Annotated in this window: 14 protein-coding genes; 7 read left to right on the top strand and 7 right to left on the bottom strand. The window is 57.7% G+C overall.

Annotation, left to right across the window (positions count from 1 at the left end; genetic code table 11):
* Positions 1-58: 58 nt before the first annotated feature.
* The 3 genes from putA (at position 59) to Z946_RS0113750 (ending at position 4,681) form a co-directional block, all read left to right on the top strand.
* Positions 59-3,481 carry a bifunctional proline dehydrogenase/L-glutamate gamma-semialdehyde dehydrogenase PutA gene (gene putA / locus Z946_RS0113760; protein WP_025056308.1) on the top strand — a complete coding sequence of 1,141 codons (3,423 nt, stop codon included), beginning with the start codon at positions 59-61 and terminating at the stop codon, positions 3,479-3,481.
* 76 nt (positions 3,482-3,557) lie between these two features.
* Positions 3,558-4,304: a rhomboid family intramembrane serine protease gene (locus Z946_RS0113755; RefSeq protein ID WP_025056307.1), complete on the top strand. Its 747-nt coding sequence runs from the start codon at positions 3,558-3,560 to the stop codon at positions 4,302-4,304.
* Positions 4,301-4,681, top strand: a complete 381-nt coding sequence (locus Z946_RS0113750) for a GFA family protein (protein WP_025056306.1) — start codon at positions 4,301-4,303, stop codon at positions 4,679-4,681. The genes Z946_RS0113755 and Z946_RS0113750 overlap by 4 nt, the downstream gene beginning before the upstream one ends.
* On the opposite strand, the gene Z946_RS0113745 is transcribed toward Z946_RS0113750, so the two are convergent.
* The gene (locus Z946_RS0113745) at positions 4,678-5,463 is read right to left on the bottom strand and encodes an inositol monophosphatase family protein (protein ID WP_025056305.1); all 786 of its coding nucleotides are present in this window, start codon (positions 5,461-5,463) and stop codon (positions 4,678-4,680) included. The two genes, Z946_RS0113750 and Z946_RS0113745, sit on opposite strands and share 4 nt — an antisense overlap.
* A gap of 220 nt (positions 5,464-5,683) precedes the next feature.
* On the opposite strand from Z946_RS0113745, the gene Z946_RS0113740 reads away from it, so the two are divergent.
* Positions 5,684-6,724, top strand: a complete 1,041-nt coding sequence (locus Z946_RS0113740) for an NADP-dependent oxidoreductase (protein WP_025056304.1) — start codon at positions 5,684-5,686, stop codon at positions 6,722-6,724.
* A gap of 143 nt (positions 6,725-6,867) precedes the next feature.
* Here Z946_RS0113740 and Z946_RS0113735 read toward each other — a convergent pair whose 3' ends face one another.
* Positions 6,868-7,773, bottom strand: coding sequence for a LysR family transcriptional regulator (locus Z946_RS0113735; RefSeq protein WP_025056303.1), 906 nt, complete (start codon positions 7,771-7,773; stop codon positions 6,868-6,870).
* A gap of 92 nt (positions 7,774-7,865) precedes the next feature.
* On the opposite strand from Z946_RS0113735, the gene metF reads away from it, so the two are divergent.
* Positions 7,866-8,732 carry a methylenetetrahydrofolate reductase [NAD(P)H] gene (gene metF / locus Z946_RS0113730; protein ID WP_025056302.1) on the top strand — a complete coding sequence of 289 codons (867 nt, stop codon included), beginning with the start codon at positions 7,866-7,868 and terminating at the stop codon, positions 8,730-8,732.
* Between the two features lie 70 nt (positions 8,733-8,802).
* The gene (locus Z946_RS0113725; protein ID WP_025056301.1) at positions 8,803-9,282 is read left to right on the top strand and encodes a PaaI family thioesterase; all 480 of its coding nucleotides are present in this window, start codon (positions 8,803-8,805) and stop codon (positions 9,280-9,282) included.
* Between the two features lie 93 nt (positions 9,283-9,375).
* Here Z946_RS0113725 and arsB read toward each other — a convergent pair whose 3' ends face one another.
* The 4 genes from arsB to Z946_RS0113705 form a co-directional block, all read right to left on the bottom strand.
* Positions 9,376-10,434, bottom strand: coding sequence for an ACR3 family arsenite efflux transporter (gene arsB / locus Z946_RS0113720; protein ID WP_025056300.1), 1,059 nt, complete (start codon positions 10,432-10,434; stop codon positions 9,376-9,378).
* Positions 10,431-10,754 carry an ArsR/SmtB family transcription factor gene (locus tag Z946_RS0113715; protein ID WP_025056299.1) on the bottom strand — a complete coding sequence of 108 codons (324 nt, stop codon included), beginning with the start codon at positions 10,752-10,754 and terminating at the stop codon, positions 10,431-10,433. Before Z946_RS0113715 ends, arsB begins: the two co-directional genes overlap by 4 nt.
* 118 nt (positions 10,755-10,872) lie before the next feature.
* Positions 10,873-11,925 (bottom strand): DUF2235 domain-containing protein, encoded by a 1,053-nt coding sequence (locus tag Z946_RS0113710; RefSeq protein WP_081780829.1) that lies wholly within the window; start codon positions 11,923-11,925, stop codon positions 10,873-10,875.
* Entirely contained in the window at positions 11,900-14,197 is a 2,298-nt protein-coding gene (locus tag Z946_RS0113705; RefSeq protein WP_025056297.1) for a xanthine dehydrogenase family protein molybdopterin-binding subunit, read from the bottom strand. The genes Z946_RS0113710 and Z946_RS0113705 overlap by 26 nt, the downstream gene beginning before the upstream one ends.
* Positions 14,198-14,329: 132 nt before the next feature.
* On the opposite strand from Z946_RS0113705, the gene Z946_RS0113700 reads away from it, so the two are divergent.
* A complete protein-coding gene (locus Z946_RS0113700) occupies positions 14,330-17,512 on the top strand; it encodes a valine--tRNA ligase (RefSeq protein WP_025056296.1) in 3,183 nt (1,060 codons plus the stop codon).
* A gap of 100 nt (positions 17,513-17,612) precedes the next feature.
* Here the strand turns inward: Z946_RS0113700 and Z946_RS0113695 are convergent, their stop codons facing one another.
* Positions 17,613-18,401, bottom strand: a complete 789-nt coding sequence (locus tag Z946_RS0113695; protein WP_025056295.1) for a crotonase/enoyl-CoA hydratase family protein — start codon at positions 18,399-18,401, stop codon at positions 17,613-17,615.
* Positions 18,402-18,435 lie beyond the last annotated feature (34 nt).

Here is an 18,435-nt window from a genome sequence, read left to right as displayed (position 1 = left end):
GGGAAAACAGACTGATCGGCATAGGCTATTATTGATAAAACGCCTGATGGAGGATGCCATGGCTTACGATACACCACCTACCCTGCGCCACCAAATCGATGCAGGCATGTATGCCGACCCCGAAGCAATATTAAACTCGCTGGTGGCAGACGCGGAACTGTCAGGTGACGACCGCATGAAGATTTCAGCAGATGCCGCTGACCTCGTGCGCTCCATCCGCGGTGCGACCCAACCGGGGCTCATGGAAGTCTTTCTTGCGGAGTATGGTCTATCTACGGATGAAGGCGTGGCGCTGATGTGTTTGGCCGAAGCATTGCTTCGTGTGCCGGATGCCGACACCATCGACGCTTTGATTGAAGACAAGATCGCGCCCTCCGACTGGGGCCGCCACATGGGTCATTCGACATCTAGCCTTGTCAACGCTTCTACCTGGGCGCTGATGCTGACAGGTCGTGTGCTTGATGATGACCAGCCCGGCCCCGTGCGCCATTTGCGTGCCGCGATCAAGCGCTTGGGTGAACCGGTGATCCGCACAGCTGTTTCGCGAGCGATGAAGGAAATGGGACGTCAGTTCGTACTTGGCGAAGACATTAATGCTGCCATGTCCCGCGCTGCGGGAATGGAGAAGAAGGGCTTTACCTACAGCTATGACATGCTGGGCGAAGCGGCGCGGACCGAGGCCGATGCCAAAAGGTATCACCTTAGCTACTCCCGTGCGATTTCTGCAATTGCGACGGCCTGCACCGACAGCGACACGCGTAAAAACCCCGGTATTTCTGTCAAGCTCTCCGCCCTGCACCCGCGTTATGAAGTGGCGCAAGAACAAGCCGTAATGACCGATCTGGTCCCGCGCCTGCGCGCTTTGTGCCTGTTGGCCAAATCTGCCGGTATGGGCTTGAACGTCGACGCGGAAGAGGCCGACCGTCTTGCCCTGTCGCTTGAGGTGATTGACCGCGTGATGGCCGAACCTGCGCTTAAGGGGTGGGACGGGTTCGGAATTGTGGTGCAGGCCTTTGGTCCGCGTGCCAGCACAGTGATCGACGCACTATACGAGATGGCCCAGCGCCACGATCGCCGGATTATGGTGCGGTTGGTTAAAGGGGCCTATTGGGACACAGAGATCAAGCGCGCTCAGGTCGAAGGTGTCGACGGCTTTCCTGTCTTCACTCAGAAAGCGGCGACCGACGTCAGCTATATATCCAACGCACGCAAACTGCTGGGTATGACCGACCGCATCTATCCGCAGTTCGCCACACACAACGCCCACACGGTTGCTGCTGTCTTACACATGGCGCAAGATAAAGAAGCGTTTGAGTTCCAGCGCCTGCACGGCATGGGCGAGACCCTGCACACACTGGTGATGAAAGATCACGGGACACGCTGCCGCATCTATGCGCCGGTTGGTGCACACAAGGATCTGCTCGCCTATCTCGTACGACGCCTGCTTGAGAACGGGGCAAACTCCAGCTTTGTGAACCAGATTGTTGACGAAGATGTGCCGCCGGAAGTTGTTGCCGCTGATCCTTTCGAGCAGTTGGGCCAGACCAATCTTGCGATTGCCAAGGGCCCCGAAGTCTTTGCCCCAGTGCGTGCAAACGCGCGCGGCTTTGATCTGGCTCACACGCAAACACTGGACGAGATCGAAAAAGCCCGCGGTGTCTTTGCAGACACGAGATGGCAAGCCGAACCTCTTTTGGCGGGCAAGGCCATGCCCGAAGCGGCTGTTGACGTAATCAACCCTGCCGATCATTCAGCCTCCCCCGGCACTGTGCGTAATGCGTCACTTGAAGACGTCGCCACCGCGTTTGAGAATGCAGAGCCTTGGCTTGCGCCATTGGCAGAGCGCCGCAAGGTGCTGCTCGATGCGGCCGACCTGATCGAAGAAAACTTTGGCGAAATCTTTGCCCTGCTCGCCCGTGAGGCTGGAAAAGGCATGCCCGATTGTGTCGCTGAGTTGCGCGAAGGCGTTGATTTCCTGCGCTATTACGCGGGGCAAGCCACTGGTGAGCCTCCTGCGGGGATCTTTACCTGTATATCCCCATGGAATTTCCCGATGGCGATCTTCTCGGGGCAAATCTCTGCCGCATTGGCGGCAGGCAACGCGGTTCTTGCCAAACCGGCAGAGCAGACGCCGCTAGTGGCTTATGTCACGGTAAAACTGCTGCACAAGGCAGGCGTTCCGCGCACTGCTCTGCAACTGTTGCCCGGCGGCGGAGACATCGGTGCGGCGCTGACCGGCGACCCACGCGTGAACGGTGTCGCCTTTACCGGCTCTACCGCCACAGCCATGCGCATCCGCGCCAATTTGGCCGAGCATTGCGCACCCGGCACACCGCTGATTGCCGAAACCGGCGGTCTGAACGCGATGATTGTCGATTCCACAGCTCTGCCCGAACAAGCTGTGCAGGCTATCGTTGAATCCGCCTTCCAGTCCGCTGGCCAGCGGTGCTCTGCGCTGCGTTGCCTTTACGTGCAGGAAGACATTGCCGACGATCTGACGAAAATGCTGATCGGTGCGATGGAAGCATTGAATATCGGCATGCCATGGGAGTTGAGTACAGATGTTGGTCCCGTCATTGACGAGGCGGCCCGTAAATCCATCCAGGATCATATCGACACCGCTCGCGCTGAAGGCCGGATCATCGCCGAGATGACGCCGCCCAAACATGGCACCTACGTTGCCCCTGCGATCCTGCGTGTGAACGGTATTTCCGAAATGCAGCGTGAAATTTTCGGACCGGTACTGCACCTTGCAACCTACAAATCACACGAGCTGGATGATGTGATCGACGCGATCAATGCGACGGGCTACGGGCTGACCTTCGGTCTGCACACACGTATCGACGACCGTGTGCAATATGTGTCCGAACGGATTGAAGCAGGCAACATCTACGTCAACCGCAACCAGATCGGCGCGATCGTCGGCTCTCAACCTTTTGGCGGTGAAGGGTTGTCAGGCACCGGGCCCAAGGCGGGCGGCCCGAACTATCTGCCGCGCTTTGCAACACCTGACCGCCAGACAGCGTCAGACGCATGGAGCGGAAAGCAGGACACACTCCCGTCACTTCCGGCGCATACGCCCGCCAAACCGATCGAGACACTATCAATGCCTGGCCCAACCGGCGAATCAAACCGTTTGAGCACCCTGCCCCGCGATCCGCTTTTGTGCATGGGTCCAGGGTCCGACGCTGTGGCGGCACAGGCGCGCGCGGTCGAGGCATTGGGCGGCATCGCGATCAAGGCAACAGGCCAGATTGATCCTGCGGACCTCACGTCCGGTCCCGCGTACGGCGGTGTGCTGTGGTGGGGCGATGCACAAACGGGGACGCAGATCGAACAGGCGCTTGCAAAGCGGCAAGGACCGATCCTGCCTATGATCCCCGGTTTGCCCGATCCTGCCCGCGTTCGCGCAGAGCGTCACGTCTGCGTTGATACGACTGCGTCCGGTGGCAACGCGGCTTTGCTGGGTGCCGCCAGCTAAGCTATTTGCAGACAATGACACAATGACCGCAGGCGGGGCTCTTGACCCTGCCTGCGCAATCGACCAGCGTGATCTGATGTTTCCTATTCGCGATCACAACCCGTCTGGCCGCGTGGCCTATGTCACCTACGTGCTGATGGCGCTGAACATTGGCATCTTCCTCAGCTATGTGCCGATCCTGTCAGACGATCGGGCCCTCTATGAATTTTACAATAGCTACGCTTTGGTCCCTGCCCGCATCGGTGAAGGATACGGGTTCGAGGGATTATTCACATCAATGTTCCTGCACGGCGGATGGATGCATCTGGCCGGCAACATGCTGTTCTTGTGGATCTTCGGAGACAACGTTGAAGAAGAGATGGGGCACTTCAAGTATTTGTTGTTCTACCTCGCAACCGGAGCGGCAGCAGGCCTTACCCAAGTCGCGATAGACCCAAGCTCGCGTATTCCGATGGTCGGCGCATCGGGTGCCATTGCGGGGGTCATGGGGGCCTACCTTTTGCTCTTCCCAAAGGCCAAGGTAGATATTCTGATTATCTTTATCGTGTTTTTCCGTATTTTCCCGATCCCTGCGTGGATCATGCTGATGCTCTGGTTCGGCATGCAATTTCTGGGCGGTCTGGGCTCCGATCCAACTGCGGGCGGCACCGCTTTCTGGGCACATGCGGGTGGCTTTGTTGCGGGATTGATCGGCGCTTTGCCTTTTTGGCTCAAACGCGGCGGCGTTACGTTCTGGCAGCGTACGGATGGCCATCCACCGCATCCTGAGACCAAATATCCGCGCATCAACAGCAGCCGCATCCCAAAGGTCAAACGCAGATGAGCACCCCCACAGACATCAAAGCGTCCTGTCATTGCGGCGCGGTTAACCTGACTGCCACCTTGCCCTTTGGGCTTTCCGATGTGGGACGCTGTAACTGCTCATTCTGTGCACGCAGGCAAGCGGCATCCGTCACAGCGACGGCAGCTTCTGTGGTTGTTACCAAAGGCGCAGATAATCTGTCGCTTTACACATGGGGTACGGGGACGGCCAAGCACTACTTTTGCAAAACTTGCGGCATCTATACACATCACAAACGCCGTGCGGACCCCACACAATGCGGGATCAACCTGGGCTGTATTGAAGGCGTCGATCCTTGGGATTTCGATCCAATCCGCTGGAGTGACGGGCGCAATCACCCGTCAGACAGATCGTCCTAGCCGCGCACGGCTTTCGCAAACCCTGTAAAGATCGGCTCGTTCGAGCAAATGATCTGACCGTCGGCTACGATATCGCGCCCTTGTTCCAGCGGTTCGACCAAACCACCCGCCTCACGCACGATGACCAGTCCGGCCGCCAGATCCCAAGGCTGCAAACGGCGCTCCCAAAAGCCATCGTAGCGGCCCGCAGCTACATACGCCAAATCAAGAGAGGCAGCGCCCCAGCGGCGTACACCCGCGCATACCGGCATCACGCGAGCCAGCTCTTGCAAAGTATGCGGCAGATCGGAACGACCGCCGAAAGGCAGACCGGTGGAGAAAATACTCTCGATCATTCTGTGGCGGCCCGAAACGCGTATACGCGTCTCGTTCATCCAGGCACCCGCACCCTTTTCGGCAAAGAACATCTCGTCCTTGGAGGGGTCGAAAACCACGCCCGCAACGATCTGGCCTTTATGCTCAAGTGCGATAGAGACGGCCCAGTGCGGCAAACCGTGCAAGAAATTCGTCGTCCCATCGAGCGGATCCACGATCCAGCGGCGCGTAGGGTCCGCCCCTTCTTCCTCGCCTCCCTCTTCGGCCAACCAGCCGTAAGTGGGACGGGCGTTCATCAGCTCGCTTTTGATGATTTGCTCTGCACCGATGTCGGCTTTTGACACGAAGTCGCCCGCACCCTTGACCGATACCTGAAGGTTCTCGACCTCGCGAAAGTCTTTGGTCAAAGCCCGTCCGGCCTTGCGGGCCGCTTTGATCATAATATTCAGATTTGCACTGCCAACCATTTTGGGACGCCTTTTTGCCGCGATCAGATGCACCCTTTAGGCCCGATGGCACCAATTGCCAAGGGTGGGGAGCCCCCCGCGGTACGATTCAGGGCCCGAAATTCTCGTGAATAAGCGCAAGACTTCGCCTTTTGGCGCCGTCACGCAGCGTCCTGCTTGTCATCCGCCTCTCAAAGGTCACGATGACGGCCAGTTCAATCAACCAAAGCGGAGAAGTCCCATGAGCACCCAAATGCAGCAGATCGTTCTCGCCAGCCGCCCTGATGGCGCGCCGAGCCACGACAACTTCCGGCTTGAGAGCGCGGACATGCCGACGCCGGGCGACGGCGAAGTCTTGGTCGAAGTGCATTACATGTCCCTTGACCCCTATATGCGGGGCCGAATGGATGACGCGAAATCTTATGCAGCCCCGGTTCCGATTGGAGGCAAGATGGAAGGCGGCAGCGCGGGCAAGGTTATCGCTTCGAACGCTCCAAATCTGAAAGAAGGCGACATGGTCTTTGGACCTTTCGGCTGGGCCACCCATGCGGTTGCCGATGCCAAGATGTGCCGCAAGCTTGATCCTGAACAGGCACCAATCACCACGTCATTGGGCGTTCTGGGTATGCCCGGTCTGACCGGCTGGCACGGGTTGATGGCTTACGGAAAACCTAAAGCGGGCGAAACGCTTGTCGTAGCTGCGGCAACGGGGCCCGTCGGCTCTATGGTTGGTCAGCTGGCAAAGTCACTGGGATTGCGCGTTGTAGGCGTGGCCGGTGGCGCGGACAAATGCAAAACAGCAGTGGAGCATTTCGGCTTTGATGCCTGCCTTGACCACCGCGCCTACGATGATGCGAAATCCCTACGCGAAGCGCTGAAGGCCGAATGCCCCAAGGGCATCGATATCTACTTCGAAAACGTGGGCGGCAAGGTGCTGGAAGCGGTGATCCCGCTCATGCGTCCGTTCGGCCGTATCCCGATCTGTGGCATGATCGCATGGTATAACGCTGGTGGTCTTGGCGAAAACGCAGGCGGTGCCGGTTTGACTGCGCCAAAGCTCTGGCGCACCATTCTGGTCAACTTCCTTTCCGTCAACGGTTTCATCATCTCGAACCATTGGGACCGCTTTCCTGAGTTTATCAATGAGGTAGCACCCAAAGTTGCCAGCGGCGAGATTGCCGTTCAGGAAGACATCACCGAGGGTCTGGAGAACGCGCCACAAGCATTCATGGACCTGCTGACCGGCGGCAACACCGGCAAAGCGATTGTGAAAGTCGTCTGACAATATATGGCGGGGTCACCCCCGCCTTACGAAAGGCTGCATTGACGCGGCCCGTGCGTAACCGGCGCTTTCGTGGCGTCGGTTGCGCTTAAACTCAGATCGGGTGCAGCTGCGCTCGGCTTCAGATGCTGTCTGGCTGTCGATCACATCGTCTGCAGTTTACGGGCCTCAACACCTGCAAGTTGCAAGAGCTGGTCCATAAACGGTTTACCCAAATCATCGGTCCGAACAGCGGCATAAAGCCTACGGGTGATCCCGTTCTCTGTCAGGGGGCGTGTCACGTAGTCGGAAGAGTATTTCACTTCCCGCACCACCCAATCCGGCAAAACAGAAACGCCGCGATTGGACGCCACGAGCAGAAGGATGACAGCCGTCAACTCAACCTGTCGGATGTTGGCAGGTTCTACCTTGGCGGGGATTAACAGCTGGCTGAAGACATCCAGCCGTGTCCGTTCAACCGGATAGGTGATCAAAGTCTCATTGCGGAAATCGGCAGCCTCTACAAAAGGTTTTGCAGCAAGCGGATGCGTTGATGCAGCGACGAAAACTGCTTTGTAGTCAAAAAGCTCAACAAATTCGACGCCGGGCAGGTCTTCGGGGTCCGATGACACAACCAGATCCACCTCTTCGCGCAGCAGCGCAGGCAGCGCATCAAAGGCAAGACCGGGGCGGATATCAACGTCGACATCCGGCCACGAGCGGCGGAACTGTTCAAGCACAGGAAACAGCCATTCGAAACATGCGTGACACTCAATCGCGATGTGCATCCGGCCTGTACTGCCCGCGCGCAATCCGGTGAATTCATCCTGAAGCGCCTGAACTTGCGGCAGAACCTGCTGCGCAAGTTTGAGCAATCTTTGCCCCGCAGGAGAGAGCTTGAGCGGCTTTGAGCGACGCACAAAAAGCTCCACTCCGGCCTGATCTTCGAGGCCCTTTACCTGATGGCTCAGCGCAGATTGGGTGATGTTCATCTGCTCGGCTGCCCGCGCCAGACCACCCGCTTCGTGTATTGCCTGAATTGTGCGCAAATGCCGGAACTCGATATGCATGTGAGGCGTTCCTCATGTTCAAGATGAAAGTTATGAATTTGTTTCACAACAGCAAGTATGAAACAAGAGCATAACCCATAGAGGATTCCACAATGCCAACGCCCAATGTCTCATTCGAAGTCTTCCCGCCGCGAAACGTCGATGCGGCCTTTAATCTTTGGGACACAGCGCATACACTTGCCCCGCTTAATCCGCGTTTTTTCTCTGTGACATACGGGGCTGGCGGCACAACCCGCGACCTTACGCATGACGCGGCCCACGTGCTGCGCCGCACGTCCGGCCTACCCGTTGCCGCGCACCTGACCTGCGTTGGTGCGAGCAAAACGGAAACGCTCGAAGTCGCTGATAATTTTGCGAAAATCGGGGTCACGGACATCGTTGCCCTTCGCGGCGATCCGCAGGACGGAGCTGATACGTTTACACCTCATCCCGAAGGGTTCGCGGACAGCTGCGCCTTGATCGAGGCATTGGCAGACAAAGGAACATTCAATATCCGCGTCGGCGCATATCCTGATAGCCACCCTGAAGCGACAGATATGGCGGCGAACGTTGCATGGCTGAAGCGCAAGTTTGAATCCGGTGCCGATGAGGCGATCACGCAGTTCTTCTTTGAAGCGGACAGCTTTTTGCGCTTCCGCGACGCTTGCGCGGCGGCTGGCATCACCAAGCAGGTCACTCCCGGTATTCTGCCCATCCTGAATTGGAAATCAGCCCGTAAATTCGCCACCCGCTGCGGGACACCTGTTCCCGCGTGGCTGGATGAAGCGTTCGACGCAGCGATCAGAGATGACCGGCATGACCTGCTCGCCACTGCCCTTTGCACCGAGATGTGTGACACGCTTATCGAGGAAGGGGTCGAGGACCTGCACTTCTACACCCTTAATCGTGCGGAGCTGACACGCGATGTCTGCCGCGCGTTGGGTGTGACACCTCAGGTTGCCGTTCGCAACGTGGCGTAACGACTTGGCAAGGCAACAGCACTGCGCCTAGCATCGGGGCGATTGCTGTTCCTGACAAAGAGGTGTCCCCTTGCCTATCGCCACCAAACCAGAAGACCTTCTTTCCCAGTCCGAAGCGCTCAAGCTCTCCGGTCTGGAATTTATGCAGGCAATCCTGAACGGCACAAATCCAGGTCCTCCGATCGGGGCGACGATGGGATACAAACTTCATAGTATCGACGAAGGCCGCGCCGTGTTTCGCGGCGCGCCGGAATTTAATGTGACGAACCCCATGGGGACGGTCCACGGCGGTTGGTACGGCACTCTTCTGGATTCGGCGATGGCCTGTGCAGTGATGACACGCGTGCCGCGCGGATCGGTTTATACCACCTTGGAATATAAGGTGAATATTCTTAAGGGCATCCCGCTGGGCATGGAGATCGATTGCATTGGCCAGACCGATCATGTGGGACGGTCCACCGGAGTAGCCCATGGCGAGATCAGGGGCGTGGAGGATGGCAAGCTTTATGCGACCGGATCAACCACCTGCATCGTGATGAAGATCGCCTGAACGGATTTCCTGTCTACACTGGAAATATAAATCGTAGATGCGACCAACTTGGAGGCAACATTCACCCCGCACGCCTCAGCGCATGCGGGCGCACTATTTTCCGCGACCTACGCCCCCATCGACAGGAAACCAATGAACGGTACGGTTTGCAAACCAGACCAGCGATAGCATCACGGGCACCTCGACCAGAACGCCGACCACCGTGACCAGCGCCGCGATGGAGTTCAGGCCAAACAGCCCGATTGCCACCGCGACCGCCAGTTCGAAGAAGTTCGATGTGCCGATCATTGCGCAGGGTGCAGCCACATTGTGCGGGACCTTCCATGCTTTCGCAGCCCAATAGGCCACCGCGAACATACCATAGGACTGAATGAGCAGAGGGATTGCGATCATTACGATGACCAGCGGTTGGGAAAGAATGACCTCCCCCTGAAAACCGAAAAGTAGCACCACGGTCGCAAGAAGGCCAACCACCGAAAACGGCTTCAACCTGGCTGTGAATTCCCCGATCAAGGCCTCGGCCTCGTTTGCATTTTCCGCTGAACGGGTCATCCACCACCGCGTAATCATACCAGCCAATAGTGGAATGAGAACGTATAAGACCACCGAGAGCACGAGTGTCGTCCAAGGCACAGCGATGTCTGTCACCCCGAGCAACAATGCAACAATCGGCGCATAGGCAAAGACCATGATCGCATCGTTCAGGGACACCTGTGCGAGCGTGTAATTCGGATCGCCTTTGGTCAGTTGTGACCATACAAAAACCATCGCCGTACAGGGCGCAGCCCCCAGCAGGATCATACCCGCAATGTACTGGCCCGCTGTTCCGGGTTCGATGAAGGGCGCAAAAACAAATTCGAAGAACACGAGGCCCAGCGCTGCCATTGTGAAGGGTTTGATTAGCCAGTTCACCACCAGCGTGATAATCAATCCCTTTGGTCGTTCGTGGATGCGTGAAAGCGCTTTGAAATCGACCGCGATCATCATCGGGTAGACCATGGCCCAGATCAGTATGGCGACCACAAAGTTGACGGAGCCATATTCAAGTCCGGCCAGAAACCCGACGAGCCCGGGTGCCAGACTGCCCAGCGCGAGCCCTGCCAATATCGCCAGCGCGACCCAGATCGAAAGGTAGCGTTCGAAAATGCTCATATGGTTTCCTTATTGTCCGGTACCCAGCATGTCATTTCTGCGGGGGGTGCCAATGCGTTGATGAACTGAGACAATGGTTCAAGAGCGGCAGGGTTCAGCGCATAGCAGGTGCGCGGGCCGGATATTTCACCTTTGATGATTCCGGCCTTTTTCAGAATGCGCAAATGCTCCGAGACGGTGGATTGCGCCAACCCGATGGCCTCGACGATATCACCGCCGATGCAGCCCGGCGTGTCGCGCAGTAGCTGAAGAATTTGAAGCCGCGCGGGATGGGCAAGTGCCTTGGCTAGATCAGCGAGATTTATGTCCGTCCCATCCATTTTACAGCACCCTTTCGCTTATCGTCGATAAACGATAGATAGCCGCAGCGCAACGCTGTTCTCAGGTTGAAAACATCCCCAAAAGTTTTGATATGCAGCTCTGCTCGGGCAACGGTTTCTAAGAGGGTTCATCGCCCTGATGATCCACAAACAGCGCCTGTTCACTGCTTGTCAGCTGGGTCGGCCTTGCCTGTCGCAATAGAACGCTTTCATGAAACCGCTCAGAGATATCGGCACCGACAACACGACGTTTGCGCGTCATCAGAAAACGTCCGTGGCCGCGCCACGTACCACGCGCCGGGGCCAATGGGTCAGTCTCCAGACCAGTTTCCCAATCGTCAGGTAATGGCAATCCGCTCTCCATCGCCCTACCAAGCATCCAGACCAGCGGAATATTCGCAAGCGGTCGGGCCGCCTCGAACCCGCCGAGCTGGCCACCCACATCTCCGTGCGCACCGGGGAACCACACCTGCTCAAGCCGCCCCGGAAAATCGTCGTGGCACTCCCACATGACGGGGGCAAAGGCGACGCGGTTCTCGTCATGAGCCAGCGCATGAAACCCGTGCTTCACGATCGCGCTGAGATCGTGGTTGTGAAAGGCGTGCAGATGCTCTGACAGTCGCCAGAGTACCGGCGCGTTGATCCCCAGCGATTTCACGGTGTCCCAAACGCCAATCATCTCGATTTCCGTTTGCGCGTGGCAATGATGCGCGGAGAAGGCGCGTGCCGTATCGCCACGAGGATTTCGCTCATAATGACGATATGCTGCACGGATATTCCGATGGGTTGCATGATCGGCATGCAGCAGCCCCACAAGGTCAATCACACCAGCGAGTGAGCGCACCGCATAAGCCCCCCGCGAATAGCCGAACAGATAAATCCGGTCGCCCGGCCTGTAACGACTGGCCAGCCAGCCGTAAGCACGGCGGATCTGTCGATTGATGCCCTTGCCGGTCGCCACATCCCTGACGGAGCGCCAGTTGTCCCATTGCAGACCGGGCTCGTAATAGATCGAAAGAGCGGCACCCATCCGGCGCAGGATCGTATATGTACGGCCTGCATTTGTCTGGCCTGCCGGAGCCAGCGTAGACAACGTACCATCCATGATAATTACATGAGTGGCGGGCGCGCGGCCCGCCTTTGCATTATTCTGCTGCGATGCGATCCTCATTCAGCATCTCCCAGACACGGTGCGGCGTGAATGGCATGTCCGCCTGTCGCACGCCGTGATCCCAAAGCGCATCCTGCACCGCGTTAGACAAAGCGGCAAGTGCGCCGACAGTGCCGGCCTCTCCACAACCCTTCATTCCCATGATGTTTGCGGTAGAAGGAACCGGCTCGGACGTGAAGGAAATATTCGGAAGATCCGTCGCCCGCGGCATCGCATAATCCATAAAGGAGGCCGTCAGAAGCTGGCCGTCTTCATCGTAAACAACGCGTTCCTGCACCGCCTGCCCCACACCTTGGGCCACGCCGCCATGGACCTGACCTTCAGCCAGCATCGGGTTGATCAAATTGCCGAAATCATCAACCACGGTGTAGCGGTCTGTCACAACAATGCCGGTTTCGGGGTCAATCACCACTTCAGCCACATGCGCCCCGTTGGGGAAGCTTCGTGCCGGGAGTGTAGCGCGTTCCTGGTGGCTCAGCAGGTCATCGCGACCTTTTTCGCGAGCCATCTCGGCGACTTCAAGCATGGTGGGCGTGAGGTTCGATCCCTCAGCGCGGAACCGTTCGTCATCAAAGCTGATCTCTGATGCGGGCACGCCCATTTCTTCCGACAGGAAAACTGTGAACGCCTCTGTCATCTTTGCCACGGTGGCGAGCGTTGCGTTGTTCTGCACTGTGACGGACCGTGATCCGCCCGTGCCACCACCCTGCGCAATCAAGTCGGAATCGCCCTGTACAACGGTTATCTTGTTTGCGGGGATGCCGGTTTGGTCGCTCAGGAACTGGGCATAAACGGTTTCGTGCCCCTGCCCGTTCGATTGCGTGCCGACATAGATCGTGACTGTGCCATCTTCGTTAAAGACGACATGCGCCCCTTCCGAAGGATCACCTAAAATGCTCTCGATATAATAACAAAGCCCCTGCCCGCGTAGCAGACCTTTTTCTGCGTCGGCGGCACGGCGCGCTTCGAAGCCAGCGCGGTCGGCCTCGATCGCGACACGGCTTAGGACCTTATTGAAGTCGCCGACATCATAGGTCTCCCCTGTCGCTGCCAGATAAGGAAACTGATCGGGCTTGATGAAATTGATGCGGCGCAACTCCCATGGGTCAACGCCCAACTCTCGCGCGGCACGGTCCATGAGACGTTCTAGCACATAGATCGCTTCCGGACGTCCGGCACCGCGGTAGGCATCGACTGGTGTGGTATTTGTATAATAACCCTCCACCTGCAACCATGTGGTCTGCACATCATAGACGCCCATCAACACGCGGCTAAAAAGCTGGGTCTGGATGAACTGGGCAAATTGGGAGTTATAGGCACCGAGGTTGCATTTGCTCGTGACACGGTAGGCCGTGATCTTGTTGTTTTCGTCAAAAGCAAATTCGGCCAACGATGTCAGATCACGACCGCCATTGTCGCTGAGCATTGCTTCGGTCCGCTCGGACATCCAGCGCACAGGGCGATCCAGAACGCGCGCGGCCTGCGCCAGACAGAAATATTCGTTGTAGGTCATTGCCTTCATGCCAAAGCCGCCGCCCGTGTCGGGGTTGGTGACCCGCACCTGATCGTCTTCCAGACCGAAAGCGGATTTGAGGTAGCCTTTGTGCGCCCAAACGCCCTGTCCGTTCTGGGCCACATGTAATTTGCCATCTGTCCACTCGGCATAGGCCCCACGTGGCTCCATGGAATTGACGATAATGCGGTTGTCATCGACATCCAGGGCGACAGTTCGCGCAGCCGATTTGAACGCGGCTTCAGTCGCGCTTTCGTCGCCCATACCCCAATCAAACGCCTTATTGTCGGGCGCTTCTGCGTGCAGCGTCTCACCACCGGCAGCGAACTCGATCTTGGCTGGCAGATCATCCACGTCAAACATAATTAACTCGGCCGCGTCGCGTGCCTGTGCGATGGTGTCCGCCACAATCAGCGCCACAGGCTCGCCCACATAGCGCACTCGGTCTTTCGCCAGCATCGGACGCTGCGGCTTGGCCCCGTTTGACCCATCGCGGTTTTGCACCACGGCACCCGCCATCGACACATCTACGCCCGCCGCTTCCATGTCGCGACAGGTCAGCACCATGTGAACGCCGTCCACCTCCAGAGCGTCCGACACATCGAGTTCGTTGATGATGCCATGCGCTACTGTGGACCGCAGAAAATATCCGTGCAAAGCGCCCTCGGGAGCGATGTCATCCACATAACGCCCGTCTCCCGTCAGAAACCGTACGTCTTCCGTCCGCGTGACCGATTGGCTTTTTCCGAATTTGTCCATGACGTACTACCTTCTTTTGGCGGGATTTCTGCCCAAAGACTTAACTGTCCTGCCAGTCTTGTCCAGCCCGCCCTTTCCCTTCGCCGCAACGTCCGCTAGATCAACACCAAACCTGCTGAAGGAACAATCATCATGGCTCTGGACAAGACATTTAATGCCGGCGAAGCGGAAGCGCGCCTTTATGCTGCATGGGAAAAAGCAGGGGCTTTTTCTGCAGGGGCCAACGCATCGCGCGACGAGACGTTCTCGATCATGATCCCGCCCCCGAATGTGACAGGCGTGCTGCACATGGGTCACGCGTTCAACAATACACTTCAGGACATCCTGACGCGCTGGCACCGGATGCGCGGGTTCGACACCCTTTGGCAGCCCGGACAGGACCATGCGGGCATCGCCACGCAGATGGTGGTTGAGCGCAAACTGGCTGAAACCCAGCAACCCACACGCCGTGAAATGGGCCGCGAGGCGTTTCTGGAAAAAGTCTGGGACTGGAAGAAAGAGTCCGGCGGCACAATTATCGAGCAGCTCAAGCGGCTTGGCGCGTCGTGCGATTGGGACCGGAACGCATTCACCATGTCGGGTGCGCCGAATGCCCCCGAAGGCGAGGAAGGCAACTTCCATGATGCCGTGATCAAGGTCTTTGTGGACATGTACAACAAAGGCCTGATCTATCGCGGCAAGCGGCTGGTGAACTGGGACCCGCATTTCGAAACAGCGATTTCCGATCTGGAAGTGGAAAGCACTGAAGTCGACGGCCACATGTGGCACTTTAAATACCCGCTCGCGGGGGGAGCCACCTATACTTACGTCGAAAAAGACGAAGACGGGAATGTCACGCTGTCCGAAGAGCGCGACTACATTTCTATCGCGACCACGCGCCCCGAAACCATGCTGGGTGACGGCGCGGTTGCTGTACACCCCTCTGACGAACGCTATGCCTCCATCGTGGGCAAGCTGTGCGAAATTCCGGTCGGCCCGAAAGAGCACCGCCGTCTGATCCCGATCATCACCGATGAGTACCCTGATCCAGACTTTGGCTCGGGTGCGGTCAAGATCACGGGCGCACATGATTTCAACGACTACGGTGTCGCCAAGCGCAACCGCATCCCGCTTTATTCCCTGATGGACACACGCGGTGCCATGCGCAGCGACGGACTGCCTTATGAAGAAGCGGCGGCGCAGGCGGCGGCCTACGCCCGGAACACCGTCGAGATGATGCAGGAGACCGAAGGCCGGTTCCAATCGGTTTCGGATCAGCCTGTGCCGGATGTAACGGACGTGAACCTTGTGCCTGACGCTTACCGCGGCCTTGACCGGTTCGAGGCGCGCGAAAAGATTGTCGCGGATATCTCTGCCGAAGGCTTGGCAGTGATGACCAAGCCCGATGACCCCCGTTTGGGCCGCAAGCTGAAAAAGGGTGAAGAGCCCAGCGAAGAGCCAACGCCGCTGGTCGAGGCAAAGAAAATCATGCAGCCGTTTGGCGACCGCTCCAAGGTCGTGATCGAGCCGATGCTGACCGATCAATGGTTTGTAGACACTGACAAAATCGTTGGGCCCGCGCTCGACGCTGTGCGCAATGGTGACACCCAGATTTTGCCAGAGCAGGACAAAAAGGTGTATTTCCATTGGCTGGAAAATATCGAGCCTTGGTGTATCTCGCGCCAGTTATGGTGGGGGCATCAAATACCGGTTTGGTACGGGCTGGACCTCAAAACAGCCGGTTTCACCGATGATGAGGGCGACAACGCGCTAGACATGGTTGAAATGTCTCGCTTCCTGCTGAACCAATCACTGCCGGAGACCAGTGATCATCTTCACTGCGCTGCAAGTTTTGACAGCGTCAGCAAGAGTTTCAATGACGTATTGGTCAATATGCCAACACCTTTGAACCACGCGCGTGTTGTGGAGGTAAGCTCGCGCAGCGAAGCCATCCATGTGCTCGCCGAAAGCCTCGCGATTTACACCAACAGTCTGGACCCGACGGATATTGTGTATCCTGTATGGCGCGACCCTGATGTGCTGGACACGTGGTTTTCATCGGGTCTGTGGCCCATTGGCACGCTCGGTTGGCCTGAACAGACGGAAGCGTTGGAAAAATACTTCCCGACATCAGTGCTGATCACCGGTTTTGACATCATCTTTTTCTGGGTCGCCCGTATGATGATGATGCAATACGCTGTGGTTGGCGAAAAGCCGTTCGATACCGTCTATGTCCACGCGCTGGTGCGTGACGAGAAGGGCAAGAAGATGTCGAAGTCGCTCGGCAACGTGCTCGACCCGCTTGAATTGATTGATGAATACGGTGCCGACGCGGTGCGCTTTACGCTCACCTCGATGGCGGCGATGGGCCGCGATCTGAAGCTGTCGACCGCCCGCATCGATGGCTACCGCAAGTTCGGCAACAAGATCTGGAATGCCACCGCTTTTGCCGAACGCAACGGTGTGCTCGAGGTGCCGCATAGCGATACAGCGCCCGAGACCAAGCTGACCGTCAACAAATGGATCAAGGGCGAAATTGCAAAAACCCGCGAAGCGGTGGATACGGCGCTGACCCAATACCGGTTCAACGATGCCGCAAACACGCTTTATGCCTTTGTCTGGGGGACGTTCTGCGACTGGTACCTGGAGTTCACCAAGCCGATCTTTGATGGCGACGACGCGGCAGCGATTGCAGAGACGCGAGCGACATATGGCTGGGCGCTGGATCAATGTCTGATCCTGCTGCACCCGATTATGCCTTTCATCACAGAAGAGCTGTGGGGCCTGAAAGCCCGTCCCAAGATGCTGGTACATGCAGATTGGCCGACTTACACCGCCGATGAGATGCTGGATGCAGAAGCGGATGGTGAGCTCAACTGGGTCATCGCGTTGATCCAGAACATCCGTTCAGCCCGTGTGGCGATGGGTGTGCCGGGCAGTGCCAAGGTCCCGATGGTCTATACAGAAATGGACGACGCGGGCAAGCTCGCGTGGGAGCGCAACAAAGACCTGATCGCGCGACGTGCCGGTGTGGAAAGTCTGAGCGAAGTCGCGGCCTTCCCGAAAGGCACAGCGTCAATCCCCGCACGCGCGGCCACCTTGGGTCTGCCACTGGAAGGCATCATCGACATTGACGCCGAAAAGACGCGTCTGCAGAAGTCACTTGATAAGCTGGGCAAAGAGATTGGCGGGCTCAAAGGGCGTTTGAACAACCCAAAATTCGCCGCCTCCGCCCCCGAAGACGTTGTAGCAGAGGCCCAGGCCAATCTGGATGCGCGTCAGGAAGAGGCTGATCAGCTGCAAGCGGCGCTTGACCGTTTGGCCGAAATGGGCTGATCGCAGGCGCTGCGCGCTCAGACGGGCAGCGTTGAATTAATCGGCCAATCGAAGCCGGGGCGTGCCGCATAGTTTTAACTACGCGGCACGCCTTTTTCGTTTACTTAAAGACCGCGGGCCGTTTGCCCATTTCAGCTGCGATCACTTCCATCTGGTGTGGCTTACCGATCAATTCCGCCTGAAGGCGCGATTCAGCCAGAAGAACCTCTGCGTCGGATTCCGATTCCGCAATTGCGATCAACCGTTTGGCGGCACGGATTGCAGAGGGGCTTTTGCCCGCGATCGTCGTGGCCAGTTCAGTCGCCGCCGCCATCGGATCATCTGCAATCTCGGTCAGCAAGCCCCATGCCAACGCCTGATCTGCGTCGATCTGCTCGGCCGTGTATGTCATCCGGCGCAGTACATCCGAACGCACCAACTTGGGCAGCAGGACCATGCCGCCCATGTCGGGAACGATGCCCCATTTCATTTCCATTACAGCAAAGCGGGTACCCGGTGCCGCAATACGGATATCGGCGCCAAGCGCGAGCTGGATACCAGCGCCAAAGCAGACGCCGTGAATGGCCGCAATCACCGGGATATCCATGCGCGACCAGATCATCGCGACTTCTTGCCATTGGTTTGTTGTCCCATCCCCGTGGCTGCGCGGCATCAGCGCATCAGCCGGATCTTTGCCCATCATTCCCGACAAACCCGTGATGTCGATACCGGCGCAAAAGGCTTTGCCTTCGCCGGATACAACGACTGCGCGTGCATCCGAGGCGGCAACTTCGGTACCTGCGGCAATGATCCCGTCGATCATTTCCTGATCAACGGCGTTCATCTTGTCTGCGCGGGTCAGGCGGACAAAAGCGATGTGATTATCATAGGTGACTGTGACGCGGGCCATGGAATCCTCCGGTTTGGTTGATCCCAGTTGAGCC

This window comes from Sulfitobacter noctilucicola (assembly GCF_000622385.1).
GTDB lineage: Bacteria > Pseudomonadota > Alphaproteobacteria > Rhodobacterales > Rhodobacteraceae > Sulfitobacter > Sulfitobacter noctilucicola.
This window is presented reverse-complemented; position numbering and strand designations above follow the sequence as displayed.